A 23,747-nucleotide genomic window follows, 5' to 3' on the forward strand; every position below is an offset into this window, starting at 1 on the left:
TTTTGGTTTTTTGTTATTCTTGATCTGATAGAAAAAATCCGCCTAATTTTGAATTATTGCGGCTGTATAGTAATAAGTCTTTATCCTGAAACTTCATATGTTGGATGTTTTTTACATTGCCATTCATATAAAGCCCTGTCTTATAGGGCTGCAATGGAGTGTAATTTTGATCCCTGTCGGAGATTAATACCGTTGCACAAAAACTATCTAAGCGTGGAGTTTCGACCTCTGTTTCATACAAGTTTCCTGCTAGTATAAGGTCTTCGAAGCCATCCCCATTTATGTCATAAGATACTCCGCTCAAAATAGGTGATATTTGGGCTTCTTTAGGAAGAGCTTGTTTTTTGAATTTGGATTCTCCCTGGTTGATTAAAATGACAGAATTAAATTCTGTTGCCTCAGAGACATATGATTTTTCAAGTTTATCGCCATACACATCTTTTAAAGATGCGTGAGCAAAAGACGAGTAGGTTGGAAATTTCTCCTTTATAAATGGCATTTGCTGAGAGCTACATTCCCTGCCTCTTACAGGTACATATGTTCCCTTGTACTTTTTGCTCAAAACAATATCTGGTACTCCATTATTGTCAAAATCGTCCGTATAAATTTTAAAAGGCTTTTCTGGACTAGCAGAGAATTTTATGTTTTCACCTACGTTACCAATGACGTAGTCTGGTTTGTCATCTCCATTGATATCTGTTTGCGTAATGGAAAACCACCATCCCTTATTGGTTGGGTTGTTTATTATTGGTGAGGTTTTTTCAAATTTTCCGTTGTTATTTTTGAAAAAGCCAATATCAGTCCATTCGCCCACCACGATAAAATCAGGCTCCCCATCTGAATTGTAGTCGGTTACAAAAATATCATTGACCATCCCAAACTCGCTCAGATCTGGTGCTACTTTTTCTGTAACATTTTTAAATACTCCATTATCATTTTCTAGAATTTGTGAAGCCATAGGTACAGGGTAATTTTGGGGTATAATGCGATTTCCAATAATTAAATCGTCATCCCCATCTTTATCAAAATCGATTTTGGCCACTGCTCTACCATTTGCAGCTTCGCCTGTGATGATATCCTTTGCCCGCTTGAAGGATTGACCTTTTTGATTTATGTAAAGCCTGTCTGTATAGGCAGCATCCTGGTCAAATTCATTACCTCCGCTTACAATATAAAGATCCATATACGAATCATTATTATAGTCAAAAAACAAGGCTTCCATATCTTCAAAACCTTTATCTTCAATTAAGGCTGGAACGCTCATCTGTTTAAAGCCTGTATCACTTTGAACAAAAATACCACCTGCTTGTCCACTCGCTCCTCCTATAAAAATATCCTCTAAACCATCATTGTTGATGTCGCCTAAAGTGATGAATGGTCCCGGAGTAGATTGTTTATAGGGTAAAAGTATTTCTTTTATAAAATCATCATAGTCATTTTCCTTATGAGCAAAATCTAATCCTAATGACACCAGTTCTTGCCTTTCAAAAAGGGTTGGAGTTGTTTGGTGAGAGGGGCGAAGTATTGCATTTTCTTCATTGATAACCAATAATGTATCTACGGGAGTATTTAATATTCTTTGAGATTTACCACTGGGCCAAAGAATATTTATGGTGTCTATAATTTGATGTTTCCCTAATCCGAAATAGGAAATATTTTCCTGAGCCGACATATAGCCACGCACTCTTTTACTCTCATCAAACTGTGTTTTACCTGAGTAATGAAGGGTGATCTTTGGAAACGATTCAGAATTAGCACCAGCTACGGCCTTGATTTTTAAAAAATGTCTGTCCTGTGATTCGCGAGTTTTGTTTTGATAGATCAGAGCGGTATCGTCTATGTTGTTAACTACTAGGTCTAAATCTCCATCATTGTCAAGATCTCCCGCTGCAGCACCATTACTAAAGGTATAGTCATCCAAACCCCAGCTTAAAGCATTTTCCTCAAAGTCTAATAATCCCTTATTTTCATAAAGAATGTTTTGCAACTTTTCAGAAGGCATGGAGTTATATAGGTCTTGTTTTACTTCAAGTGGAACCTGCCCTCTAAACTTTATTTTGGCCTCAACCACTTTGTTCTGAAGGTCGTTATCTAAGGCATATTGTCTATACCCATTTGTTATATGAATGTCTTTATCTCCATCCATATCAAAATCCATCATGAGTACCGACCAACTCCAGTCTGTATTTGCTGTATGTGTAAGATGTGCAACGTTATCAAATTTGGAGAAACCTCTGTTGAGTTGTAAGGAATTGAACATGTATTGATGCTGAAATCCTGCTTCATTGACCAAATAATCAAATTGTGATGTGTTCATTGAAGCCATTAGCGTTTTAGATCTAATGTGGTCGCTTGAGGCCATGTCTAAAACAAAAATGTCTTGAAGGGTGTCATTATTAGTGTCGGCGATATCTACACCCATGCCGTAATAGGATGTCTGATTGGTAAATTGCTTGATAGCATTGGTAAAACCACCGTTCTTTGTGTTTATGTATAGTGCATCGGGTATATAGTAGTCACTGGCAACATAAATATCCATCCAGCCATCGTTGTTGATATCACTTACGCAAAGACCTAACCCAAATAAGGGTTGAAGTAAACCAGCCTTTTCAGTTACATCAACATATTTTCCATTCTTATTTTCATACAAATGAGAGCTGTTGAAGTATTTAGACTCGTCATTTTTTTGACTTTCTTTAAGTAGGGCAACAGGCCCCAGGCCATAAAGCTCAGCCTCGTTCATAACAAAACAATCCAAGTCTCCATCCTTATCGTAATCAAAAAATACTGATTGGGTACTTATGCCCATGTCTGCAAGACCATAAGACTCTGCTTGCTCTTCAAACTTACCATTACCCTGATTTACATAGAGTAGATTTTTTCGGTTATAGCGCTGATTGGGTCCGCCTTGACTTACATAAATATCTAATAAATCGTCTTGATTTATGTCTACAAAAGTTACACCGTTAGACCAATTTTTCCCAATATTAATACCGGCTGATTCAGAGACATCCTCAAATACTAAATCGCCTTTGTTTAAATAGAGTTTGTTTTCTGCCTGATTTCCACAGAAAAAAATATCTAATTGATTGTCATTGTTCAGGTCTGCCAGGCCTACACCTGCACCATTGTAGAAATAGTCAAAATCAAATAAGTTGTTTAGACTATTTAAATTGGGTTCAATTTTATTTGAAAAGAAAATCTTACTTTGTTTTGGGCTTACTTTTTCAAAAACTTTAAATGTGCTTGACTGTAGGGGCTCTTTCGATTTTGTTTTCTGAGGGGTTTGATCTTTACAACATAATAGCAGGAGAGCTAGAATCATACTGAGAACGTAGACATTTTTTTTCATAGGGAAATTAAAATGATTTCATCAATTGATAGAGAAAAAAAAACGGCTCAACAAAATAGTTTGATGAGCCGTTATTTTTAACAAGCTTTTTTTAAAGATTATCTGGGCAATAATCTAGCAATTCAACACCTGTTGCGGGATTTGGTCCTGCATCAATCACTGTGTTTCCATTGGCAGAAACAACTGTAAAAGTAACCTCTTCGTCAAAGTCTCCAGGATTGTACTGGATAGATATGGTAGAAGTTCCTGTGGGCACTTCAAGCGTATAGACTTGAGTCACTTCAGTTGGATAGGGTCCTCCGGGATCGGTATTTGTAATTTCTATTGCAGTACCTCCATCTAGAACTACGGAAAGACTACCGCCATTCCAGCCATCGCCATAAGAATCGGTGGTCGTAAAAGTCCACGTTCCTGCTGTTGGGGTAGACGGTGAACAAACGATATTTGCAGTATACAGAAATGGAGACGAAAAGAATGACCCGGTTAGCGTACCTGAGTTATCTTTAAACGAAAAACGTCTGCCGTCGGTCAATACCACTTCAAAGCGTATTAAAAACTGATCCCCGCCAAAGATTTGACTTCCGCTAAGTCCTAAGGCCGTTTGAATTTCATTGGCAGTAGCAGCAAATTCATAACGAGGTAAGCCAAACTCACCTTCGGTAAATGCGGAAGCAGGGATGGTCTCATAAAGCACATTATCTGCTATGTCAAAATCTTGTGCACCCGGATCTACGGTATTGTCCCGGAATCCTAAGTACACTTCTACTTCCGATAGAAGAGCTCCATCCTCAAGATCCTGCTCTTCAATAATAACTGCGAAGCCACCTCCTGTAATCGAGCTCGAACCGGTGCTAAACAGTACTTCGTTTTCAAGAATGTCTATTGTTCTCAAAACAGCGCCTCTGGTGGTGTCTGCCACTACCTGATCGATCACATTATCTCCATCTTCGCATGAAAGTATGCCGATGCCCAAGAGTGACAAAAGAATAATTAAATATTTATTGAATTTTTTCATAAGTACTTCTGTTTTTAGTTAGCAACTGGAAAGGTAGGGCTAGGAGGGTTGGTATCCCAGAAAACCTGCTCGGTTAATGTTTGCTTTTGATCTAAATTAGGGTTTGTGATAACCTCATTTTGCGGGTATAGAAAAGATCTTGGAAATGCGCCCGGATCTGGTTCCCAGCTTGGGAGAACTGTAGTGGGGTAGCCTGTTCTTCTGTAAAAATTGTAGGCCTCAGTACCGCTACCGTACTGTGTTATGAAATATTGCTCTCCTAAAATATTCATTTGCTCTTCTGATGTGCCTGCTACATAGCTATCTTCAATGCCTTGTAAATAGTCATCAACCTCACTGGAAGTTGGGGCAAATGAATTTAGATCAGCACCAGGATCTAATGAACCAAACGACATGACTTTATCTATATGCTTTTCAAGACCTGAGCGAATCAGAGCTGCAACATTTGCTGCGGGTTGATTTTGCATAGCAGCGATTTCTGCTCTCCAAAAATCTACGTAGGCACTAAGTATTATAGGTTCAATTCCTGCACCTCCGCCTCCTAAACCAAGGCCAACAACGTCAAAACTGTTATCATCAAAGCGGCCTGCTGCAGGGTAAACGCCTACAGCCGTTCTTAAAAAGTTATCAGGAGGAGTTCCTTCGTCATTCCCATGAGAACGTCCCCAGTAACCCATGCCAACACTACAATAAGTGTAATTTCCGTCTACATAATGCTGGGGCGGAGTCACAAGAGAACAAGCTAGGGTTTCCTCATTTGGGTCTGCGTCAGCACCTGGAGTTTCATCTACCTGACGGTAAAAATAATATCTAATACGAGGATCATTATTATCTAACATGGTTTCCATAAGCCAATTGGACTGATAGATGTTAGCCCCTGAAGGGGTGTAATCGCTGGCGTAATCAGGATGTCTGGTATCCGGCTGCAATTCACTTGAGCCATAAGTAAATTGGAAGTCGTCTTCATTGCTTGAAATGTAGTCACCAGAGTTTACAATTGTGTTAAAAGAGGCTACATCTCCAGTAGTAACATAAGCTTTCAAGCGAATGGTGTTCACGAGCTTTTGCCATTTGTCAAGATCTCCGTCGTAAAAAAGGTCTGATGCACCCTGAGGTCCTGCGCTATCTGTAAAAAGTGCTTCAGCATCATCTAGTAATGATAATGCAGCTTGATATACCGCTTCCCCTTCATCAAGATTCGGTGCTGGAAATTCAGCGGCATTTCCGGCTTCAGATAATGCTGTTTTTCCGAGGTAATCAACCAAAAGCATTAGCATGTGAGCTTTTAAAGTTTTTCCTACACCTACGTGAAACGAATAGTCAATGTCTGAATTTGCATCAATATCTTCTAAAGCGGCAACATTGGAAAAGATTCCAACAGCAACTCCACGTCCTGGAATGTTAGTGCCACTACTATAGGTGCGTGCCCAAATAGCGCTAAATGTGTTACCGGGATAGTTATTGAAATAATCTCTTCCGAACATATAATCAATTCGAGTCAACTCAGAACCTAAGTCGCCAATGGCATACATGTTTGAGGCATAGGCCAGTTGAATCGCATTGAGAACAAGGTTTGGATCAGCTTGATCCGCTGCTAAATCGTTCGGGCTAACACGCAAATCGAGGTCTGTTTGCTCACAAGAGCTTATAAACCCTGCCGTTACCAGAACAATTAAAATATATTTAAATCTTTTTTTCATAATATATATACTATATAATTAGTGTGCGTTTTTTAGAAACTGGCTTTAATACTCAAACCATATCTTCTTGCGCTGGGGCCGTTAATAAAGTCAAAACCTTGACTGTTACCAATACCAGCACCCTGTACGTTAGGATCAAAGTTTGCACCCTTCGGAGTATTATATGCGTCATACCACAGATTAAATCCTTGTGCAGTAATTGAAAGCGCACCAAACGGAGTTTTATCCAAAAACTTGCTTGGGAATGTATAACCAAAAGATAGTTCTTGCAATCTTAATACAGAGGCATCATATACTTTGAGCTCTGCAGGGCCAAAAAGTAAATTGTTGAAATAATACGTAGAGTTATTGATTTGAACATTATTAGGCTCGCCAGTACTTTGACTTACCCCTGGTAAAATATAAGTGTTCTCTCTGTTAAGAGTCTCTGTAATCAAACCTCTACCTAGTAACACACCTATCGTGCTTGACATAATATCACCTCCTTTTATATGACTAAACTGGAAACCTAAGTTAAAGTTTTTATAGGATAGTGTATTAATCAGGTTCATCGTGTAGTCCGGGTTTGGATCCCCAATTACCGGTATGTTGCCATCATTATCTTGTTCTGAAATAACGTAATTACCTGCAGAATTAATGAGGAAATTACCATTCTCATCGCGGTCAATTGCTGTACCTACAATTGCTCCAAGCGGTTGCCCTTTAATAGCTGCATTACCCCCTATGAATAATTGAGTACTTCCTGCATAGATAATAGCGTCCTGTTCTTGTTCAGTTACAACTGGGTTGTATGTTGAAAAGTTTACCTGAGTTTTCCAGTTGAAGCCAGTTGGATCAGCGCTTCTAATCCAGTCTATAGAAGCATCAATCTCAATACCGTCACCTTGGATTTCACCAACATTACTTTGTGTGAAGGTAAAACCTGTAGAAGGTGATAAGGGCTCTCTTACAATAAGATTCTTGGTTACTCGGTCAAAATAAGTAAAGTCGAAAGATACACGGTTATCCAAAAGACGTGATTCAAAACCTACCTCATATTCTGAAAGGAGTTCTGGTTTTAGATCAGGGTTTGCGCGGAAGCCGGCAATTTGGTTTGTGGTTATTCCACCGCCATCTCCATATACCTGAGTGTTTTGCTCAACAATACCAACAGTTGGATATCCTGTAGGGAACGTTGCAGATTGCCCAAGTCCGACTCTTAGTTTCAAGTAATTTAATGCATCAGATTTTAGCGATGGAAATGCAGATGTGGGTAAAAAGGATGCACTAACACTAGGATAGGACTGGCTATTATTCTCTGTCGTGAGGTTAGAAACCCAGTCTGTTCGGGTAGAGGCTGTTAAGAATAGGAAATTGTCATAATCAAAAGTAGCTTGACCTAGAACACCTACGATGTTTCGCTTTTCAGTAAACTGTATCGGTGTTTGATTTGCGTAATTAAAATGCCTTTGAACATTAAATACAATTTGACCTGTACTTGCAACTCCTTGTTGATCAAATGTTGTAGATCTGGTAGTAGCACCCACGTTAAAGGTCATTCCTAATTTATCAGAAAGATCATATGCCCCATTAAGAGCAGCATAATGATCCCAAATAATGTTATTGTTATCGTAGGTGTTTAAATAACCAAAGATGGCTCCGGTAAACTCTACACCTCCTTTATTAGAGTATTGAACATTTCGCTCATTATAAAAATCTGCTCCACCTCTATACGTAAGGTCAAGATTGTCGTTGATTTCATAACTCACAGATGCGTTCCAGAATACGCGATTAGTTAGCTGTGTGTTTTTTATGTTGGCACCTATCCATCGCGGATTTATGATGTCGTTCCCGTTTCGATAATACACACTTGAGCCGTCTATAGGGTTTTGAAAGGGTAGCCCCATTAAATCAACACTTCTCGGTGTAAAGAACACATTGGCAAAAAGAGAAAGACCCAGTGTACCATTACCTCGGCTCGCTGCTACAGGAGGAGTGCTGTAGTCGGTCCTTGAATAATTCATAGTTCCTGAAACTGTGAACTTGTTAGAAAGCTGTGATCGTCCACCAACGGAAAAATTGGTACGGGTCAGCGAGTTGCCAGGAACAAAACTTTCCTCATCTAAATACCCTAAATTAGCATTGAAAGAGGATTTTCCATCAGCAGAAGCTCCATTGATGTTTACGGAAGTATTACTGGAATAACCCGGACTGAAGAATTCTTCAACAGAATTGTAAGGTTTCCAGTCGTAGCGTGCTCCTTGTAATTCGGGAAATGCAGCCCTTGTAGCAGCCACAGCTGTTGTTGAATAAGGGTGTTCAAGTGTTGCGTTTTCGTCAATAGCTGGTTGATTACCCCAACCAGATACGCCTCCTTCTCTAAAACTAGGCCCCCAGTTACTGAAGAACCAACCGAAAGACTGGTCAAAGCCATTACCATATTCATTCTGATAATCAGGTAAAGAAGCAAGTTCTAGGGTGTTATAAGTTTGTGACACCGTAATTTCTGTTTTTTTCTTACCTGCTTTTGCTGCTCCAGCTTTGGTTGTAATGAGGATAACCCCATTCTTACCTTGTGTTCCGTACAACGTTGCTGCAGCCAGACCTTTAAGGACCTCCACATTGGCGATGTTATTAGGATCCAAATCTAAGAATCGAGAAGAACCAGTGTTACCTGAAATAAAGTCGCCAGACGCATTAGTGTCACTTGCAAATGGAATACCATCTACTACGAAAAGCGCTTGATTGCTCCCGCTAAATGAGCTCAATCCACGAATAACCACATTCGTACCAGACCCAGACATACCACCGGCGGCTGTTATGGTTACACCTGATGCTTTACCAGATAGTACGCGGGCGACATCTCCTTCAGATCGTTGTTCTAATTGGTCTGATCCTACTGAAGATACCGAATAACCTAAGGCCTTCTTCTCGCGGCGAATACCTTGAGCGGTTACGACTACCTCTTCAAGTGATTCACCTTGTAGCATTGTGATGTTGATAGTTTCTTCTGCTCCTACTTTGACACTTTGCGGAGCAAACCCAACATAAGTGAATGAAAGTATAGCGCCTGGATCTGCTTGAATGGTATACTTACCATCAAAATCAGTTTGAGTACCCGTACTGGTGCCTTGAACAACAATATTTACCCCGGGAAGGGGTACACCATCATTGTCAACGACAGTACCGGTAATTGTTTTTGTTTGTGCAAATGATATCTGCACAACTAATACTGCAAATAGTACTAGTAATCCCTGTAAACGTTTTTTCATGTTTTGAATTATTTGAATTAGCCAGGGCTAAGTTGCAATATTTTTACAAAACATCAAAAAAAAGTTAAATTAAGTTAAAAGCTAATTAATTTTCATTGTCTATGTTAATAAAGGTGTGTTTTTTACATTTATTAAAAATTATTTAAGAGGCTGATATGCAGAACAGTGTTGGATGTCTCAAAGCTATTATTTTGACTTACAGGCGCAGCGATATTAATGCGTAACCATCCTGCCTGAGTAAGAATGCTGCCGCCCAGACCAACTCCAAAAAATAATTCAGATTGCTGAGAAATTGAGTTTTCGTAATACGCAGCGTCTAGAACTGAATTAATTATAATGTTGTTTTGGGGCTTAAAGCGATATTCTGTTTGTAAGGTGGAGAAAAAGGAAGCGTAGAAGTTGTTCTCTTTGTAGCCTCTAATAGTCTGCATACCCCCAAACCGGTGCAATTCATTTTCAAGTAGTCTTTTTGGACTTATATAGGAGGTCGTATTCTTTAGGTAGAATTTATGCTTTGTGTTGAGATCAAAAGTGTAAGATGATTCGCTGTTTAACAGGAACTGTTGCTGTGAGGTAGCTTGAGTTCCGATTTTGCGTATGGCGTACCCGCCGTCAAAGCTTAGGTAGTTGTATTCAAAGGGTGCTTTAGTGGAGTTGTCGCCTGTTAATTCAAAACCTGTAGAAAGAATGGTTTTTGTGAAATTTTCAATAGGAGCTAATGGTCCGGCTTCAAGGCGGTTTGATTTGAGCTGTCCCAGTTGGGTGTTTACCAGGAATTTTGGTGACCAGGTGTAATCAATTTTAAGTTGCGTTTGGCTGTTTGAGAAGCTGCTATCCTGTCTGAATAACTTTAAGCTTGGCGTTATGCTTAATGGGGATTTGAAAATGTAGGGCATCCGTAAAGATGCGTCTAGTTGCTGCTGGTCATCCCCATTTCCTCTAAACTGAATTTGTAATTCCTCTCCGTAATTTAAAGTATTGTTTAGTTTTAGGTTCAGGTAGCCATTAATACGCAGGCCATTTGTGTTTTCTTTATTGGCAAAACCCAAAAAACCTTCAAATTGATTTGAGCCCTCTTTTTCCAGATAGAGGTAGAGCGTTGTTGAGTCATTCTTAAAAAGAATGTCCGGCTGTTTTATTTGTTTAATAAAGTTCAGCTCATTTAGATAAGTTGTGCTTTGTGTTACTTTTTCTTCGCTATAAAGTGTATTTGTTCTGAGCTTTGCAAAATGTTTTAAAAAACTTTTAGGAAACTTCTCGTATCCTTTTATAACGATTGTGTTCAGTTTTTGAGTTTGGTTATTACTTACGGTTAATTCAGCGAAAGCTGTGTCTTGAAATAAATTGATGTGTTTAAGAGCGTAGCTTGAGAAAGGTCTTCCCTTTCTTAAGTCGATGTTGACGAACGCTTCAAGTGTATATTGAAGTTCTTCAGGTCTTATATATATATATGTAGAGTCTGAATTAAGTTTTAGGACTTTAGCATACTCCGGGATGTGTTGAGTATTGTGTTTCAGTTTAAGTAGTTTAACTCTTTTTCCGCTGAAGAATTTGACCTTATAGATGGAATCAATTTGAGTAGTATTTTGGATGGTGGACTGAAGGTATCCTGCCTGGTAGAGAAGCTCCCTGAACTTATCGAGTGCGTTTTTGATGTCTTGCCGACTTTTATATTCTCTTTGCGGAAGGTAGATTTCAGCAATACTGTCATCTGGCTGATTGTTGGTTTCTACTTCAAGTCTCAAACGTTGAGCTGAGCCAATTCCCTGTATGGAAACAAAAATTACCAAGAAGATAGCTAGAGCTCTATGCGTCATTGTAATGGCGGAATACGGATTTTTTTTCAAAGTGTTTAACAATCTTAAAAAGCAAGATGGTAAAATACCTTTGAAAATTAATGATTTATAGCTTGATTTACTCGATTTATTTTATACCTTTGCAAGCCCTTAGAAAAGGGGCTATTAGAATAACTATAATTTAGGTAAAAGAAATTATGCCAACAATTTCACAATTAGTACGAAAAGGAAGAGCCAAGATGACCAAGAAGAGTAAATCGGCTGCTTTAGATTCGTGCCCACAACGCCGCGGGGTTTGTACCCGTGTGTACACCACTACACCTAAGAAACCTAACTCGGCTATGCGTAAAGTTGCCCGTGTTAGATTGACTAACGGTAAAGAGGTGAACGCATACATCGGTGGTGAAGGTCACAATCTACAAGAGCACTCGATAGTATTGGTAAGAGGCGGAAGGGTAAAAGATTTGCCAGGTGTTAGATATCACATTGTACGTGGAGCTTTGGATACCGCAGGTGTTCAGGGAAGACTACAGCGTCGTTCTAAATATGGTGCAAAACGCCCTAAAAAGTAAACTGTTAACTGTTAACCGCTTAAGGTAACACTTTTGACGAATAACGATTAACGATTAACATTTAACAAACACAGAAATGAGAAAAAGACAGGCCAAAAAAAGACCACTTTTGCCAGATCCACGTTTTAATGATCAGCTGGTTACACGTTTTGTAAACATGATGATGTGGGATGGTAAAAAATCGGTAGCCTTTAAAATTTTCTACGATGCAATGGATATCGTAGAGGAAAAGAAAAACAACGACGAGAAAACAGCTCTTGAAGTTTGGAAAGACGCCCTTTCTAATGTTATGCCGCACGTGGAGGTGCGTAGCCGTAGAGTAGGTGGTGCGACTTTTCAAATCCCTATGCAAATCAGACCAGATCGCAAGATTTCTACTGCGATGAAGTGGTTGATTAGCTATGCGCGTAAACGCAACGAGAAATCAATGGCTTCTAAACTTGCAGCTGAAGTGTTAGCTGCTGCAAAAGAAGAAGGTGCAGCTGTTAAGAAGCGTACAGATACTCATAAGATGGCGGAAGCTAATAAAGCATTCTCTCACTTTAGATTCTAAAAAAAAATGGCACAAAGAGATTTAAAATTTACAAGAAATATAGGTATTGCGGCTCACATTGACGCGGGTAAAACCACGACAACAGAGCGTATACTTTATTATACAGGTGTGAGCCATAAAATTGGTGAGGTGCACGATGGTGCGGCTACAATGGACTGGATGGAGCAAGAGCAGGAGCGTGGTATTACAATTACTTCAGCGGCTACTACTTGTACATGGAAGTTCCCAATGGAGAATGCTCAGCCTTTGCCTGAAACAAAAGATTATAACTTCAACATTATTGACACTCCGGGACACGTTGACTTTACCGTAGAGGTAAACCGTTCTTTACGTGTTCTTGATGGTTTGGTATTCTTATTTAGTGCGGTTGATGGTGTTGAGCCACAATCTGAAACTAACTGGAGACTTGCTGATAACTACAAAGTCCCTCGTATGGGCTTTGTAAATAAAATGGACCGTCAGGGATCTAATTTCCTTGAGGTTTGTAAGCAGGTTAAAGAGATGCTAGGTTCTAATGCAGTGCCTATCGTTTTGCCTATTGGAGATGAAGCAGACTTTAGAGGAATTATTGACCTGGTTAAGAATCGTGCTGTTGTTTGGCATGATGAAACGCAAGGGGCTACCTTTGATGTTGTTGATATCCCTGAAGAACTAAAAGCTGAAGTTAAGAAATATCGTGGTTTGCTAATCGAAGAGGTTGCAGCTTACGATGAGAATCTACTTGAAAAATATATGGAGGATGAAGATTCTATTACTGAAGATGAGGTGCACGCTGCACTTCGTGCTGCGGTAATGGATATGTCCATTATCCCAATGATTTGTGGTTCCGCCTTTAAAAATAAAGGTGTGCAGTTCTTACTAGATGCTGTATGTCGTTACTTGCCTTCTCCTGTAGATAAGGAAGGTATCAAAGGTATCAACCCAGATACTGAAAAAGAAGAAATTCGTAAGCCTGATGTAACTGCTCCTTTTGCGGCATTAGCATTTAAGATTGCTACAGATCCTTTCGTGGGTCGTTTGGCATTCTTCCGTACCTATTCAGGTCGTCTTGATGCAGGTTCTTACGTGCTGAACAACCGTTCAGGTAATAAAGAGCGTATTTCTCGTATTTATCAAATGCATGCTAATAAGCAAAATGCAATTGATTATATCGAGGCTGGAGATATAGGTGCTGCTGTTGGTTTTAAAGATATTAAGACTGGTGATACGCTTACCGATGAGAAGCACCCTATCGTGCTTGAAAGTATGGAATTCCCAGATCCGGTAATTGGTATTGCGGTTGAGCCTAAAACTAAGGCTGACGTGGATAAATTGGGTATGGCTTTAGCAAAACTTGCTGAAGAAGATCCAACCTTCCAGGTTCGTACTGATGAGGCTTCAGGTCAGACTATCATCTCTGGTATGGGTGAGCTTCACTTAGATATTATTGTTGACCGTCTTAAGCGTGAGTTTAAGGTAGAGGTTAACCAGGGTCAACCTCAGGTTGAGTACAAAGAAGCGATTACTAAAACTGCTGATCACCGTGAGGTTTATAAGAAACAATCAGGTGGTCGTGGTAAATTCGCAGACATCGTATTTACACTTGCGCCTGCTGAAGAAGGAAAAGTAGGTCTTGAATTCGTGAACGAAGTAAAAGGGGGTAACGTTCCTAAGGAATATATTCCATCTGTAGAGAAAGGGTTTAAGGCTGCTATGAAGAATGGTCCTTTGGCTGGTTTTGAAGTAGATGCTATGAAAGTAACGCTTAAGGATGGTTCGTTCCACCCTGTGGATTCTGATGCATTGTCTTTTGAGCTTGCGGCTAAGCTTGGTTTTAAAGCTGCTGCTAAAGCTGCCGGTGCTGTAGTTATGGAGCCTATTATGAAGGTTGAAGTAATTACTCCTGAAGAAAATATGGGTGATATCGTAGGTGACCTTAACCGTCGTCGTGGTCAGATGAGCAGCATGGGTGACCGTGCTGGTGCAAAAGTGGTTAAAGCTTTAGTGCCTCTTTCTGAAATGTTCGGTTATGTGACTACGCTACGTACGCTTTCTTCTGGTCGTGCAACTTCTACAATGGAGTTTGCTCACTATGCAGAAACGCCTTCTAACGTATCGCAGGATGTTATTGCAGCTGCAAAAGGAACCGCTAACGCTTAATTTACTAAGAAATGAGTCAGAAAATCAGAATAAAACTTAAATCTTACGATCACAACTTAGTAGATAAGTCTGCTGAGAAAATCGTAAAAACGGTAAAAAGTACCGGTGCTGTAGTAACTGGGCCAATCCCACTTCCTACACACAAAAAAATCTTTACAGTATTGCGCTCTCCTCACGTAAACAAGAAGTCTCGTGAGCAGTTTGAGCTTAGCTCTTACAAGCGCTTACTTGATATCTACAGTTCATCTTCAAAAACCATTGATGCGTTGATGAAGCTTGAATTGCCAAGTGGTGTCGAGGTAGAGATTAAAGTGTAAGGCTTTTCACTTCCGCGTAGGCGGAAGTCTCTCAACGAGTAGCTAAGAACACTTTTGGGAAAGATTGAAAGATCCTGAAACAAGTTCAGGATTTACATGTCCTGAGCTGCGGGCGAGGGAAAAACGGTAAAAATACATTCAGGGTCGAACGTATTTTGACCCTGTTTTTATTTCGGCGAGAGCCAAACAACAAAAAGTAAATTAGTAATAATCAATAATAATTAATATGTCTGGGTTAATTGGAAAAAAAGTAGGTATGACCAGCATCTTTGATGAGAACGGAAAAAACATTCCGTGTACCGTTATCGAAGCAGGTCCCTGCGTTGTTACCCAAGTCAGAACCGAAGAGGTTGACGGGTATAGTGCCCTTCAGTTAGGTTTCGATGACGCAAAGACTGCAAATAAAGCTGCTCAAGGCCACGCCAAGAAAGCAGGTACAGTTGCAAAGCGTAAAGTTGTCGAGTTCCAGGACTTTGAAGGAGAGTTTAAATTAGGCGATGCAGTAACTGTAGATGTCTTTAAAGAAGGTCAGTTTGTTGACGTTGTGGGAACCTCTAAAGGTAAAGGTTTTCAGGGGGTTGTAAAACGCCACGGTTTTGGTGGTGTTGGGCAATCAACGCACGGTCAGCATAACCGTTTGAGAGCACCCGGTTCTATCGGTGCTGCTTCGTATCCTGCACGAGTATTCAAAGGAATGCGTATGGCGGGTCAAATGGGTAATGAGCGAGTAAAAGTTCAAAATTTAAGAGTTCTTAAAGTAGTTGCTGAAAAGAACCTACTTGTGGTTAAAGGTTGTGTACCTGGTCACAAAAACTCTTATGTAATTATTGAAAGGTAATGAAAGTAGCAGTAGTTGATATTAAAGGAAAAGAAACAGGGAGAGAGGCAAACCTTTCTGATGCTGTTTTTGGTATAGAGCCTAACGATCACGCTATTTATTTAGATGTTAAGCAGCACCTTGCTAACAAAAGACAAGGTACTCACAAATCTAAAGAGCGTGCAGAGATCGCAGGTAGTACCCGTAAGATCAAAAAACAAAAAGGTACCGGTACCGCAAGAGCTGGTAGCATTAAGTCTGGTGTATTTAAAGGTGGAGGTAGAATGTTTGGTCCTAGACCACGCAACTATTCCTTCAAATTAAATAAAGGACTTAAGCGTTTAGCTCGTCGTTCGGCTTTAACACTTAAAGCAAAAGACAACGCGATTACGGTTATTGAGGACTTTAATTTTGATACCCCAAAAACCAAAGAATTCATCAATGTTTTGGCTGGTTTAGGGCTTGAAAATAAAAAGTCTCTATTTGTATTGGGAGCTTCAAATAATAATGTATATTTGTCGTCACGCAATTTAAAGACCTCTGAGGTCATAACGAGTTCAGAATTAAGCACTTACAAAATTATGAATGCTCATAATGTAGTGTTTTTGGAAGGTTCTCTAGAAGAAATTGAGCAAACTTTAAGTAAGTAACAACATGAGTATTTTAATAAAACCCGTGATTACCGAAAAAGCTACAACTGATAGCGAGCTTCACAGCCGTTATACATTTGAAGTAAATCCCGGTTCGAATAAGATCGAAATTAAAAACGCTGTAGAGGCGGCTTATGGTGTTTCGGTAATTAAAGTAAGAACAATGAACGTTCGCCCAGATCGCAATACCAAGTTTACAAAATCTGGTATGATCACTGGTAAAACAAGCGGCTATAAAAAGGCGATTGTACAGGTGGCGGAAGGTGATGTGATTGATTTTTATAGTAACATTTAAGACTAAAAAATGTCAGTAAGAAAATTAAAACCAATCACTCCAGGACAGCGATTTAGAGTAGTAAATGGGTTTGACGCCATCACTACTGATAAGCCGGAAAAAAGCCTATTGGCTCCGATTAAAAAGTCTGGAGGGAGAAACAGTCAAGGAAAAATGACCATGCGCTACAAAGGTGGTGGTCATAAAAAGCGCTATCGCGTTATTGATTTCAAAAGAAATAAGGAAGGTGTTCCTGCAACTGTAGCTTCTATTGAGTATGATCCTAATCGTACTGCTTTTATTGCTTTGTTGAACTATCAGGATGGTGAGAAGCGATACATTATCGCTCCAAACGGTCTTCAGGTTGATCAGAACGTTGTTTCTGGAACCGGAGCTGCTCCTGAAATAGGAAATGCACTTCCGCTTTCTGATATTCCTTTGGGAACTATCATTTCTTGTATCGAACTGCGTCCGGGTCAGGGTGCTATTATGGCACGTAGTGCTGGTGCTTTTGCTCAGCTGATGGCTCGTGATGGTAAGTTTGCAACCGTTAAGTTGCCTTCTGGTGAGACGCGTTTGATTCTTGCAAATTGTATGGCTACCATAGGTGCTGTTTCTAACAGTGATCACCAGCTTATTGTATCTGGTAAAGCAGGTAGAAAACGTTGGTTAGGTCGCCGTCCACGTACAAGACCAGTAGTAATGAACCCAGTCGATCACCCAATGGGTGGTGGTGAAGGTCGTGCTTCAGGAGGTCACCCACGTTCTAGAAAAGGTATACCTGCTAAAGGTTACAGAACGCGTACGAAGACAAAAGCGAGTAATAAATATATTGTAGAACGTAGAAAGAAATAATAAGATATGGCACGTTCATTAAAAAAAGGACCTTACGTTCACTATAAGTTAGAGCAGAAAGTTGCAGCTAATATTGAATCTAACAAGAAAACGGTAATCAAAACCTGGTCAAGAGCCTCGATGATTACTCCAGATTTTGTTGGTCAAACAATAGCTGTACACAATGGTCGCCAGTTTGTTCCTGTTTATGTGACAGAAAACATGGTAGGTCATAAGTTAGGAGAATTTTCACCTACGCGATCTTTTAGAGGTCACACAGGGTCAAAAAATAAAGGTAAAAAATAATTGAAGCTATGGGAGTTCGTAAAAAGGAAAAAGCAGAGCAGAGAAAAGAGGCTAAACGTAATATAGCCTTTGCTAAACTGAACAACTGCCCTACTTCACCACGTAAAATGCGTTTAGTTGCAGATTTAGTACGTGGTCAGCAAGTAGAGAAAGCGCTTCAAATATTGAAGTTTAGTAACAAGGAAGCATCTCGTCGTGTTGAGAAATTAGTTCTTTCTGCTATTTCAAACTGGCAGGAGAAAAACGAGGATGCAAATATTGAAGATGCAGACTTGATTATTAAAGAGATCCGTGTTGATGGAGGAAGTATGTTAAAACGACTTCGTCCTGCACCACAAGGTCGCGCACACAGAATAAGAAAACGCAGCAATCACGTTACAGTTGTGCTTGGTGCTAAAGATAACACACAAAGCAATTAATAAATGGGACAGAAGACAAATCCAATCGGGAATCGCCTAGGTATTATCAGAGGATGGGAGTCTAACTGGTATGGTGGTAACGACTACGGTGATAAGCTTGCCGAAGACGATAAGATTAGAAAGTACATTCACGCTCGTTTATCAAAAGCTAGTGTGTCTAGAGTAATTATTGAGCGTACGCTTAAGCTTGTAACCGTTACTATCACTACGGCTCGTCCAGGTATCATTATTGGTAAAGGAGGTCAAGAGGTAGACAAGTTAAAAGAAGAACTTAAACAAATTACTAATAAGGAAGTTCAGATCAATATTTTTGAGATCAAACGTCCGGAACTTGATGCTTTCTTGGTGGCATCCTCTATAGCCCGCCAGATCGAAAGCCGTATCTCTTACCGTCGTGCAACTAAAATGGCTATTGCGGCTGCAATGCGCATGAACGCTGAGGGTATTAAGGTTCAGATTTCAGGTCGTTTGAACGGGGCAGAGATGGCTCGTCAGGAATCTTACAAAGAAGGTCGTATTCCTTTATCAACATTCAGAGCTGATATTGATTATGCTTTGGTTGAAGCTCACACTACTTATGGTAGATTGGGTATCAAAGTATGGATCATGAAAGGTGAGGTTTACGGAAAGAGAGAATTATCTCCTTTAGTAGGTCTTGCTAAGAAGCAAGGAGGAAAGGCTGGTCGTGCATCAGGAGCACCTAAAGCACGCCGCAGAAAGTAATTTTTTAAAGTAAAACAAGATGTTACAGCCTAAAAAGACAAAATTCCGTAAGCAACAGAAGGGCCGCATGAAAGGTAATGCCGGAAGAGGGCATCAACTTTCAAATGGTACTTTTGGGATTAAATCATTAGATTCTAATTTTCTTACGTCAAGACAAATAGAAGCAGCGCGTATCGCGGCTACACGTTATATGAAACGTGAAGGTTCTTTATGGATACGTATTTTCCCTGATAAACCTATTACTAAGAAGCCTCTTGAGGTACGTATGGGTAAAGGTAAAGGTGCTGTTGAGTATTGGGCAGCTGTCGTTAAACCCGGCAGAATGCTTTTTGAGATAGGGGGAGTATCTGAGCCAGTGGCTCGTGAAGCATTAAGACTTGCTGCACAAAAACTTCCTGTAAGAACAAAATATGTAATCGCTCGGGATTATCAAGCTGACTAAATTCTAGAAAAATGAAACAATCAGAAGTAAAAGAACTATCTGTAGCAGAATTACAGGAGGAGCTGGTAAAAGCAAAAAGAGCTTATACCGATTTGAAAATGGCACACGCTATTTCTCCTTTGGAAAATCCCATTCAGCTTAGAGGTCTGAGAAGATCTGTAGCCCGTATAGCTACCGAACTTACAAAACGCGAATTACAATAATGCTGCTTAAGATGGAAAAAAGAAATTTAAGAAAAGAACGTATAGGTGTAGTTACCAGTAATAAAATGCAGAAGTCAATCGTGGTTTCTGAAGTTAAAAAGGTAAAGCACCCTATGTATGGTAAATTCGTTTTGAAAACGAAAAAATACGTAGCACACGACGAGCAAAATGACTGCAATATCGGAGATACTGTAAGGATTATGGAAACACGTCCTTTAAGTAAATCAAAGAGTTGGAGACTTGTAGAAATCATTGAAAGAGCTAAGTAATTATGTTACAACAAGAATCAAGATTAAGAGTAGCTGACAACACCGGTGCAAAAGAAGTTTTGACTATCCGTGTGTTAGGTGGTACCAAAAGAAGATATGCTTCTGTAGGTGATAAGATTGTTGTTTCTGTTAAAGATGCAACACCTAACGGCCAGGTTAAGAAAGGTGCCGTTTCTACAGCAGTTGTAGTGCGTACACGCAAAGAAGTACGTCGTCCTGACGGATCTTATATCCGTTTTGATGACAACGCTTGTGTGTTGCTAAATGCTCAGGGAGAAATGCGCGGTACTCGTGTGTTCGGTCCTGTTGCGAGAGAACTTCGTGATAAGCAATTCATGAAGATTGTATCATTAGCGCCAGAGGTGCTTTAATACGAATTAAGATGACAAAGCTTAAAATAAAAGTTGGAGATACCGTTCGTGTTACTGCCGGAGATCATAAAGGTCAGGAAGGTAAAGTGCAGCGCGTTATTAAAGATAAAAACAAAGCAATCGTTGAGGGTGTAAACTTGGTTTCTAAACATGAGAAGCCTAGTGCATCTAATCCTCAGGGTGGTATTGCTAAGAAAGAAGCTGCTTTGCACATTTCAAACCTGTCTTTAGTAGACGGTAATGGTGACGCTACCCGTGTAGGTTACCGTATGGAAGGTGACAAAAAAGTACGCTATTCTAAAAAATCAAATGAAGTAATTTAGTTATGGCTTACACTTCAAGACTTAAGACAGAATATAAAGAGCGCGTAATTGCGGCTCTTAAGGAAGAATTTGGGTATGCAAATATTATGCAGGTTCCTAAATTGAAGAAAATTGTAATCTCAAGAGGCGTAGGTGCTGCGGTTGCAGATAAGAAATTGATCGACTATTCGGTTGAAGAACTTACTACAATTGCCGGTCAGCGTGCGGTTGCGACTGTTTCTAAGAAAGACGTTGCAGCTTTTAAATTGAGAAAAGGCATGCCTATCGGGGCTAAAGTTACTTTACGTGGAGAGCGTATGTATGAATTTTTAGATCGTTTGATCACTTCTGCATTGCCACGTGTACGTGACTTTAACGGAATCAATGCTACCGGTTTTGACGGTCGTGGAAACTATAGCTTAGGTGTTACTGAGCAAATTATTTTCCCTGAGATTGATATCGACAAAGTGCGTAAGATTGAGGGTATGAATATTACCTTTGAAACTTCTGCTGAAACCGATAAGGAAGCAAAAGCATTATTAACTCAATTGGGGCTACCCTTTAAAAAGAAGTAAATTATGGCAAAAGAATCAATGAAAGCACGCGAAAGAAAGCGTGAGAGAATGGCAGCCAAATATGCTGAAAAAAGAAAAGCCTTAAAAGAGGCTGGTGATTATGAAGCATTGCAAAAGTTGCCTAAGAACTCATCTCCTGTACGTCAGCACAACCGTTGCAAGTTGACTGGTCGTCCTAAAGGATATATGAGAACTTTTGGAATCTCTCGTGTAATGTTTCGCGAAATGGCCAATCAAGGTCTTATACCAGGTGTTAAAAAGGCAAGCTGGTAAACTAAGGATAAACTGGTTTCAGGTTCATTTGCATCAAGTGCAGGTGAAAACCAAAACCGCAATTTAATATAAATGTATACAGATACTATTGCAGATTTTCTAACTAGGATTAGAAACGCAGCAGCAGCAAACCACAGAGTTGTGGAAATTCCTGCTTCAAACCTTAAGAAAGAGATTACCAAGATCTTGTTTGATCAAGGTTACATTTTGAGCTACAAATTTGAGGATAAGACCGCTCAGGGAACTATCAAAATAGCTCTTAAGTATGACAAAGAGACTAAAGAGTCTGTCATAAAAGATATTCAAAGAATCAGTAAGCCTGGTTTACGTAAATATGCATCTTCTAAAGATGTGCCTCGTATTCTTAATGGTTTAGGAATTTCAATTGTTTCTACTTCTAAAGGTGTAATGACCGGAAAGCAGGCTCAACAAGAGAATGTAGGAGGGGAAGTACTTTGCTACGTATATTAATCAGTTAAAAAAACAGAGCAATGTCAAGAATAGGAAAAAACCCAATTACTATACCGTCTGGAGTTACTGTAGATGTAGCTGATAATATGATTACGGTAAAAGGGAAGTTAGGAGAGCTTAAGCAAGAGTATTCTAACATCGATATTAAAGTTGAAGAAGGTGTCATTACTTTAGAGCGCTCTTCTGATAAGAAAGAAGATAAAGCAAAGCATGGTTTATACCGTGCCCTTATCGCTAATATGATTGAAGGTGTTTCTAATGGATACACCAAATCTCTCGAGTTAGTTGGTGTAGGTTATAGAGCCAGCAACCAGGGTCAGAAATTAGACCTTGCATTAGGTTTCTCGCACAACATCATCTTAGAAGTTGCACCAGAGGTAACCGTTGAGACTGTTACTGAAAAAGGTAAGAACCCTGTTGTAAAACTTACTTCTTATGACAAGCAGTTAGTAGGACAGGTTGCAGCTAAAATCAGAAGCTTCCGTAAGCCAGAGCCATATAAAGGTAAAGGTATCAAGTTTGTAGGAGAACAAATCAGAAGAAAAGCAGGTAAATCTGCATAATATATAGCGTTATGGCATTTTCAAAATACACAAGAAGAAATAAAATACGTCGCAGAATCCGTAAGTCACTTACCGGTACTGCAGAGCGTCCGAGACTTTCTGTATATAGAAGTAATAAAGAAATATACGCACAGATCATTGACGATACTACCGGAAAAACTTTAAGCGCTGCGTCTTCAAGAGACAAAGGCTTTAAAGCTAACGGAAACAAGGCAGAGGTTGCTAAAGAAGTAGGTAAAGCAATTGCCGAAAAAGCAAAAGAGGCTGGTATCGAAGCAGTAGCATTTGACAGAGGTGGGTATTTATACCACGGTAGAGTAAAACAATTAGCAGAAGGAGCCCGAGAAGGCGGATTAAAATTCTAAGAAGTTATGTATCAAAAATATAAAAACGTAGAGTTAGTAAAACCAAGCGGACTAGATCTTAAAGATCGTTTAGTTGGTGTGCAACGTGTGACCAAAGTAACGAAAGGTGGTAGAGCTTTTGGTTTTTCTGCTATTGTTGTTGTAGGTGATGAGCACGGTGTTGTAGGTCAGGGTCTTGGTAAGTCTAAAGATGTTGCCAGTGCGATTGCTAAAGCTGTTGAAGACGCAAAGAAAAACCTTGTGCGTATTCCACTTAACAAAAGCACAATCCCACACGAACAAAAAGGAAAATACGGCGGAGCACGCGTATTGTTAATGCCAGCAGCTCCTGGTACAGGGGTTATCGCCGGTGGTGCAATACGTTCAGTACTTGAATCTGTAGGGATTCACGACGTATTATCAAAAAATCAGGGATCTTCTAACCCACATAACGTGGTAAAAGCTACCTTTGATGCCCTTTTACAAATGAGAAGTGCAGAAACTGTAGCTAAGCAAAGAGGAATTTCTTTAGATAAAGTTTTTAAAGGATAATTGTAAGACAATGGCAAAGATTAAAGTAACTAAGGTAAGAAGTGCTATCAACCGCACTCAGAACCAGAAGAGAACACTTGAGGCCTTGGGTCTTAAAAAAATGGGCCAGGTTGTGGAGCATGAGAATACTCCAAACATCCTTGGTATGATCAACAAAGTAAGTCATCTAGTTTCTGTAGAGGAAGCTTAAACAGTTATAAAATGGGTTTAAACAATCTAAAACCGGCAGCAGGCTCGGTAAAAAAGAACGACAGCAGGCGAGGTCGTGGTGAAGCCACAGGAAATGGTGGAACCGCTGGCCGTGGGCACAAAGGTGCGAAGTCACGATCAGGATATTCTAAAAAAGTAGGTTTTGAAGGTGGGCAAATGCCACTTCAAAGACGTGTTCCTAAATTCGGTTTTAACAATATTAACCGTAAGGAGTACACCGGGGTGAACCTTGATACTTTACAGGAGTATGTTGATGCTGGAAGAATTAAAGATGAAGTAACTCTTGATGTTTTAGTAGAAAACAGACTAGCGGGTAAAAATGATTTAGTTAAGATTTTAGGTCGTGGTGAGCTAAAAGCTAAACTAAAAGTTAGTGCTCATAAATTTACAGCCTCGGCACAAAAAGCTATTGAAGCAGCAGGCGGAGAAGCAGTAACTTTATAACACACGCAGC

Annotated in this window: 29 protein-coding genes; 24 read left to right on the forward strand and 5 right to left on the reverse strand. The window is 39.8% G+C overall.

Annotation, left to right across the window (positions count from 1 at the left end):
* Window positions 1–13 precede the first annotated feature (13 nt).
* The 5 genes from CJ305_RS09120 to CJ305_RS09140 all read right to left on the reverse strand — a co-directional run bounded on the left by CJ305_RS09120 (window position 14) and on the right by CJ305_RS09140 (window position 11,165).
* A complete protein-coding gene (locus CJ305_RS09120) occupies window positions 14–3,352 on the reverse strand; it encodes a VCBS repeat-containing protein (protein WP_099645966.1) in 3,339 nt (1,112 codons plus the stop codon).
* Window positions 3,353–3,443: 91 nt separating this feature from the next.
* A complete protein-coding gene (locus tag CJ305_RS09125) occupies window positions 3,444–4,367 on the reverse strand; it encodes a hypothetical protein (RefSeq protein ID WP_099645967.1) in 924 nt (307 codons plus the stop codon).
* A gap of 14 nt (window positions 4,368–4,381) precedes the next feature.
* Complete coding sequence (locus tag CJ305_RS09130) at window positions 4,382–6,067, reverse strand: SusD/RagB family nutrient-binding outer membrane lipoprotein (protein WP_099645968.1); 1,686 nt, start codon at window positions 6,065–6,067, stop codon at window positions 4,382–4,384.
* 32 nt (window positions 6,068–6,099) lie between these two features.
* Entirely contained in the window at window positions 6,100–9,318 is a 3,219-nt protein-coding gene (locus CJ305_RS09135) for a SusC/RagA family TonB-linked outer membrane protein (RefSeq protein WP_099645969.1), read from the reverse strand.
* Between the two features lie 131 nt (window positions 9,319–9,449).
* Window positions 9,450–11,165, reverse strand: coding sequence for a POTRA domain-containing protein (locus CJ305_RS09140; protein ID WP_143469368.1), 1,716 nt, complete (start codon window positions 11,163–11,165; stop codon window positions 9,450–9,452).
* Window positions 11,166–11,311: 146 nt separating this feature from the next.
* On the opposite strand from CJ305_RS09140, the gene rpsL reads away from it, so the two are divergent.
* The 24 genes from rpsL to rplO all read left to right on the forward strand — a co-directional run bounded on the left by rpsL (window position 11,312) and on the right by rplO (window position 23,737).
* Window positions 11,312–11,686 carry a 30S ribosomal protein S12 gene (rpsL, locus tag CJ305_RS09145; RefSeq protein WP_099645971.1) on the forward strand — a complete coding sequence of 125 codons (375 nt, stop codon included), beginning with the start codon at window positions 11,312–11,314 and terminating at the stop codon, window positions 11,684–11,686.
* A 76-nt stretch (window positions 11,687–11,762) separates the two neighbouring features.
* Window positions 11,763–12,239, forward strand: a complete 477-nt coding sequence (gene rpsG / locus CJ305_RS09150; protein ID WP_099645972.1) for a 30S ribosomal protein S7 — start codon at window positions 11,763–11,765, stop codon at window positions 12,237–12,239.
* Window positions 12,240–12,245: 6 nt separating this feature from the next.
* Complete coding sequence (gene fusA, locus CJ305_RS09155; protein ID WP_099645973.1) at window positions 12,246–14,378, forward strand: elongation factor G; 2,133 nt, start codon at window positions 12,246–12,248, stop codon at window positions 14,376–14,378.
* An 11-nt stretch (window positions 14,379–14,389) separates the two neighbouring features.
* Complete coding sequence (gene rpsJ, locus CJ305_RS09160) at window positions 14,390–14,695, forward strand: 30S ribosomal protein S10 (protein ID WP_009779180.1); 306 nt, start codon at window positions 14,390–14,392, stop codon at window positions 14,693–14,695.
* A 226-nt stretch (window positions 14,696–14,921) separates the two neighbouring features.
* On the forward strand, window positions 14,922–15,533 hold the full coding sequence (gene rplC / locus CJ305_RS09165) for a 50S ribosomal protein L3 (RefSeq protein WP_099645974.1): 612 nt from the start codon (window positions 14,922–14,924) through the stop codon (window positions 15,531–15,533).
* On the forward strand, window positions 15,533–16,162 hold the full coding sequence (gene rplD, locus CJ305_RS09170; protein ID WP_099645975.1) for a 50S ribosomal protein L4: 630 nt from the start codon (window positions 15,533–15,535) through the stop codon (window positions 16,160–16,162). Before rplC ends, rplD begins: the two co-directional genes overlap by 1 nt.
* Before the next feature lie 4 nt (window positions 16,163–16,166).
* Complete coding sequence (gene rplW / locus CJ305_RS09175; RefSeq protein ID WP_099645976.1) at window positions 16,167–16,457, forward strand: 50S ribosomal protein L23; 291 nt, start codon at window positions 16,167–16,169, stop codon at window positions 16,455–16,457.
* 9 nt (window positions 16,458–16,466) lie between these two features.
* Window positions 16,467–17,291 carry a 50S ribosomal protein L2 gene (gene rplB / locus CJ305_RS09180; protein ID WP_099645977.1) on the forward strand — a complete coding sequence of 275 codons (825 nt, stop codon included), beginning with the start codon at window positions 16,467–16,469 and terminating at the stop codon, window positions 17,289–17,291.
* Between the two features lie 6 nt (window positions 17,292–17,297).
* Entirely contained in the window at window positions 17,298–17,576 is a 279-nt protein-coding gene (gene rpsS, locus CJ305_RS09185; RefSeq protein ID WP_099645978.1) for a 30S ribosomal protein S19, read from the forward strand.
* An 8-nt stretch (window positions 17,577–17,584) separates the two neighbouring features.
* Entirely contained in the window at window positions 17,585–17,995 is a 411-nt protein-coding gene (gene rplV / locus CJ305_RS09190; RefSeq protein ID WP_099645979.1) for a 50S ribosomal protein L22, read from the forward strand.
* Window positions 17,996–17,998: 3 nt separating this feature from the next.
* Window positions 17,999–18,718, forward strand: coding sequence for a 30S ribosomal protein S3 (gene rpsC / locus CJ305_RS09195; RefSeq protein ID WP_099645980.1), 720 nt, complete (start codon window positions 17,999–18,001; stop codon window positions 18,716–18,718).
* Between the two features lie 19 nt (window positions 18,719–18,737).
* Window positions 18,738–19,160 (forward strand): 50S ribosomal protein L16, encoded by a 423-nt coding sequence (rplP, locus tag CJ305_RS09200; protein ID WP_099645981.1) that lies wholly within the window; start codon window positions 18,738–18,740, stop codon window positions 19,158–19,160.
* An 11-nt stretch (window positions 19,161–19,171) separates the two neighbouring features.
* Entirely contained in the window at window positions 19,172–19,363 is a 192-nt protein-coding gene (rpmC, locus tag CJ305_RS09205) for a 50S ribosomal protein L29 (RefSeq protein WP_028376345.1), read from the forward strand.
* 11 nt (window positions 19,364–19,374) lie between these two features.
* Complete coding sequence (gene rpsQ, locus CJ305_RS09210) at window positions 19,375–19,632, forward strand: 30S ribosomal protein S17 (RefSeq protein ID WP_099646250.1); 258 nt, start codon at window positions 19,375–19,377, stop codon at window positions 19,630–19,632.
* 2 nt (window positions 19,633–19,634) lie between these two features.
* Window positions 19,635–20,003 (forward strand): 50S ribosomal protein L14, encoded by a 369-nt coding sequence (gene rplN / locus CJ305_RS09215; protein WP_028376343.1) that lies wholly within the window; start codon window positions 19,635–19,637, stop codon window positions 20,001–20,003.
* Between the two features lie 11 nt (window positions 20,004–20,014).
* Window positions 20,015–20,326 (forward strand): 50S ribosomal protein L24, encoded by a 312-nt coding sequence (rplX, locus tag CJ305_RS09220; RefSeq protein WP_099645982.1) that lies wholly within the window; start codon window positions 20,015–20,017, stop codon window positions 20,324–20,326.
* Window positions 20,327–20,328: 2 nt separating this feature from the next.
* Window positions 20,329–20,880 carry a 50S ribosomal protein L5 gene (gene rplE, locus CJ305_RS09225; protein WP_099645983.1) on the forward strand — a complete coding sequence of 184 codons (552 nt, stop codon included), beginning with the start codon at window positions 20,329–20,331 and terminating at the stop codon, window positions 20,878–20,880.
* 3 nt (window positions 20,881–20,883) lie between these two features.
* Window positions 20,884–21,153 (forward strand): 30S ribosomal protein S14, encoded by a 270-nt coding sequence (rpsN, locus tag CJ305_RS09230; protein ID WP_099645984.1) that lies wholly within the window; start codon window positions 20,884–20,886, stop codon window positions 21,151–21,153.
* Window positions 21,154–21,225: 72 nt separating this feature from the next.
* Entirely contained in the window at window positions 21,226–21,624 is a 399-nt protein-coding gene (gene rpsH, locus CJ305_RS09235; protein ID WP_099645985.1) for a 30S ribosomal protein S8, read from the forward strand.
* A gap of 20 nt (window positions 21,625–21,644) precedes the next feature.
* Entirely contained in the window at window positions 21,645–22,187 is a 543-nt protein-coding gene (gene rplF, locus CJ305_RS09240) for a 50S ribosomal protein L6 (protein ID WP_099645986.1), read from the forward strand.
* 11 nt (window positions 22,188–22,198) lie between these two features.
* On the forward strand, window positions 22,199–22,552 hold the full coding sequence (rplR, locus tag CJ305_RS09245) for a 50S ribosomal protein L18 (RefSeq protein ID WP_099645987.1): 354 nt from the start codon (window positions 22,199–22,201) through the stop codon (window positions 22,550–22,552).
* Window positions 22,553–22,558: 6 nt separating this feature from the next.
* Window positions 22,559–23,083: a 30S ribosomal protein S5 gene (rpsE, locus tag CJ305_RS09250; protein WP_099645988.1), complete on the forward strand. Its 525-nt coding sequence runs from the start codon at window positions 22,559–22,561 to the stop codon at window positions 23,081–23,083.
* Window positions 23,084–23,093: 10 nt separating this feature from the next.
* Complete coding sequence (gene rpmD, locus CJ305_RS09255) at window positions 23,094–23,273, forward strand: 50S ribosomal protein L30 (protein WP_099645989.1); 180 nt, start codon at window positions 23,094–23,096, stop codon at window positions 23,271–23,273.
* Window positions 23,274–23,284: 11 nt separating this feature from the next.
* A complete protein-coding gene (gene rplO, locus CJ305_RS09260) occupies window positions 23,285–23,737 on the forward strand; it encodes a 50S ribosomal protein L15 (RefSeq protein WP_099645990.1) in 453 nt (150 codons plus the stop codon).
* Window positions 23,738–23,747: the final 10 nt, after the last annotated feature.

Source organism: Leeuwenhoekiella nanhaiensis, from assembly GCF_002744755.1.
Lineage (GTDB): Bacteria > Bacteroidota > Bacteroidia > Flavobacteriales > Flavobacteriaceae > Leeuwenhoekiella > Leeuwenhoekiella nanhaiensis.

Excerpts from the sequence above, each read along its gene's own strand:
- rplW (WP_099645976.1), top strand. The coding sequence starts at position 16,167 with ATGAGTATTTTAATAAAACCCGTGATTACCGAAAAAGCTACAACTGAT.
- rpmC (WP_028376345.1), top strand. The coding sequence starts at position 19,172 with ATGAAACAATCAGAAGTAAAAGAACTATCTGTAGCAGAATTACAGGAG.
- rpsL (WP_099645971.1), top strand. The coding sequence starts at position 11,312 with ATGCCAACAATTTCACAATTAGTACGAAAAGGAAGAGCCAAGATGACC.
- rplO (WP_099645990.1), top strand. The coding sequence starts at position 23,285 with ATGGGTTTAAACAATCTAAAACCGGCAGCAGGCTCGGTAAAAAAGAAC.
- rpsH (WP_099645985.1), top strand. The coding sequence starts at position 21,226 with ATGTATACAGATACTATTGCAGATTTTCTAACTAGGATTAGAAACGCA.
- fusA (WP_099645973.1), top strand. The coding sequence starts at position 12,246 with ATGGCACAAAGAGATTTAAAATTTACAAGAAATATAGGTATTGCGGCT.
- CJ305_RS09130 (WP_099645968.1), bottom strand. The coding sequence starts at position 6,067 with ATGAAAAAAAGATTTAAATATATTTTAATTGTTCTGGTAACGGCAGGG.
- CJ305_RS09120 (WP_099645966.1), bottom strand. The coding sequence starts at position 3,352 with ATGAAAAAAAATGTCTACGTTCTCAGTATGATTCTAGCTCTCCTGCTA.
- CJ305_RS09135 (WP_099645969.1), bottom strand. The coding sequence starts at position 9,318 with ATGAAAAAACGTTTACAGGGATTACTAGTACTATTTGCAGTATTAGTT.
- rplB (WP_099645977.1), top strand. The coding sequence starts at position 16,467 with ATGTCAGTAAGAAAATTAAAACCAATCACTCCAGGACAGCGATTTAGA.
- rpsE (WP_099645988.1), top strand. The coding sequence starts at position 22,559 with ATGTATCAAAAATATAAAAACGTAGAGTTAGTAAAACCAAGCGGACTA.
- rplE (WP_099645983.1), top strand. The coding sequence starts at position 20,329 with ATGGCTTACACTTCAAGACTTAAGACAGAATATAAAGAGCGCGTAATT.
- rplP (WP_099645981.1), top strand. The coding sequence starts at position 18,738 with ATGTTACAGCCTAAAAAGACAAAATTCCGTAAGCAACAGAAGGGCCGC.
- rpsJ (WP_009779180.1), top strand. The coding sequence starts at position 14,390 with ATGAGTCAGAAAATCAGAATAAAACTTAAATCTTACGATCACAACTTA.
- rplD (WP_099645975.1), top strand. The coding sequence starts at position 15,533 with ATGAAAGTAGCAGTAGTTGATATTAAAGGAAAAGAAACAGGGAGAGAG.
- rpsS (WP_099645978.1), top strand. The coding sequence starts at position 17,298 with ATGGCACGTTCATTAAAAAAAGGACCTTACGTTCACTATAAGTTAGAG.
- rplF (WP_099645986.1), top strand. The coding sequence starts at position 21,645 with ATGTCAAGAATAGGAAAAAACCCAATTACTATACCGTCTGGAGTTACT.
- rpsG (WP_099645972.1), top strand. The coding sequence starts at position 11,763 with ATGAGAAAAAGACAGGCCAAAAAAAGACCACTTTTGCCAGATCCACGT.
- rplC (WP_099645974.1), top strand. The coding sequence starts at position 14,922 with ATGTCTGGGTTAATTGGAAAAAAAGTAGGTATGACCAGCATCTTTGAT.
- rpsQ (WP_099646250.1), top strand. The coding sequence starts at position 19,375 with ATGGAAAAAAGAAATTTAAGAAAAGAACGTATAGGTGTAGTTACCAGT.
- CJ305_RS09125 (WP_099645967.1), bottom strand. The coding sequence starts at position 4,367 with ATGAAAAAATTCAATAAATATTTAATTATTCTTTTGTCACTCTTGGGC.
- rplR (WP_099645987.1), top strand. The coding sequence starts at position 22,199 with ATGGCATTTTCAAAATACACAAGAAGAAATAAAATACGTCGCAGAATC.
- rplX (WP_099645982.1), top strand. The coding sequence starts at position 20,015 with ATGACAAAGCTTAAAATAAAAGTTGGAGATACCGTTCGTGTTACTGCC.
- rpsC (WP_099645980.1), top strand. The coding sequence starts at position 17,999 with ATGGGACAGAAGACAAATCCAATCGGGAATCGCCTAGGTATTATCAGA.
- rpmD (WP_099645989.1), top strand. The coding sequence starts at position 23,094 with ATGGCAAAGATTAAAGTAACTAAGGTAAGAAGTGCTATCAACCGCACT.
- rplV (WP_099645979.1), top strand. The coding sequence starts at position 17,585 with ATGGGAGTTCGTAAAAAGGAAAAAGCAGAGCAGAGAAAAGAGGCTAAA.
- rplN (WP_028376343.1), top strand. The coding sequence starts at position 19,635 with ATGTTACAACAAGAATCAAGATTAAGAGTAGCTGACAACACCGGTGCA.
- rpsN (WP_099645984.1), top strand. The coding sequence starts at position 20,884 with ATGGCAAAAGAATCAATGAAAGCACGCGAAAGAAAGCGTGAGAGAATG.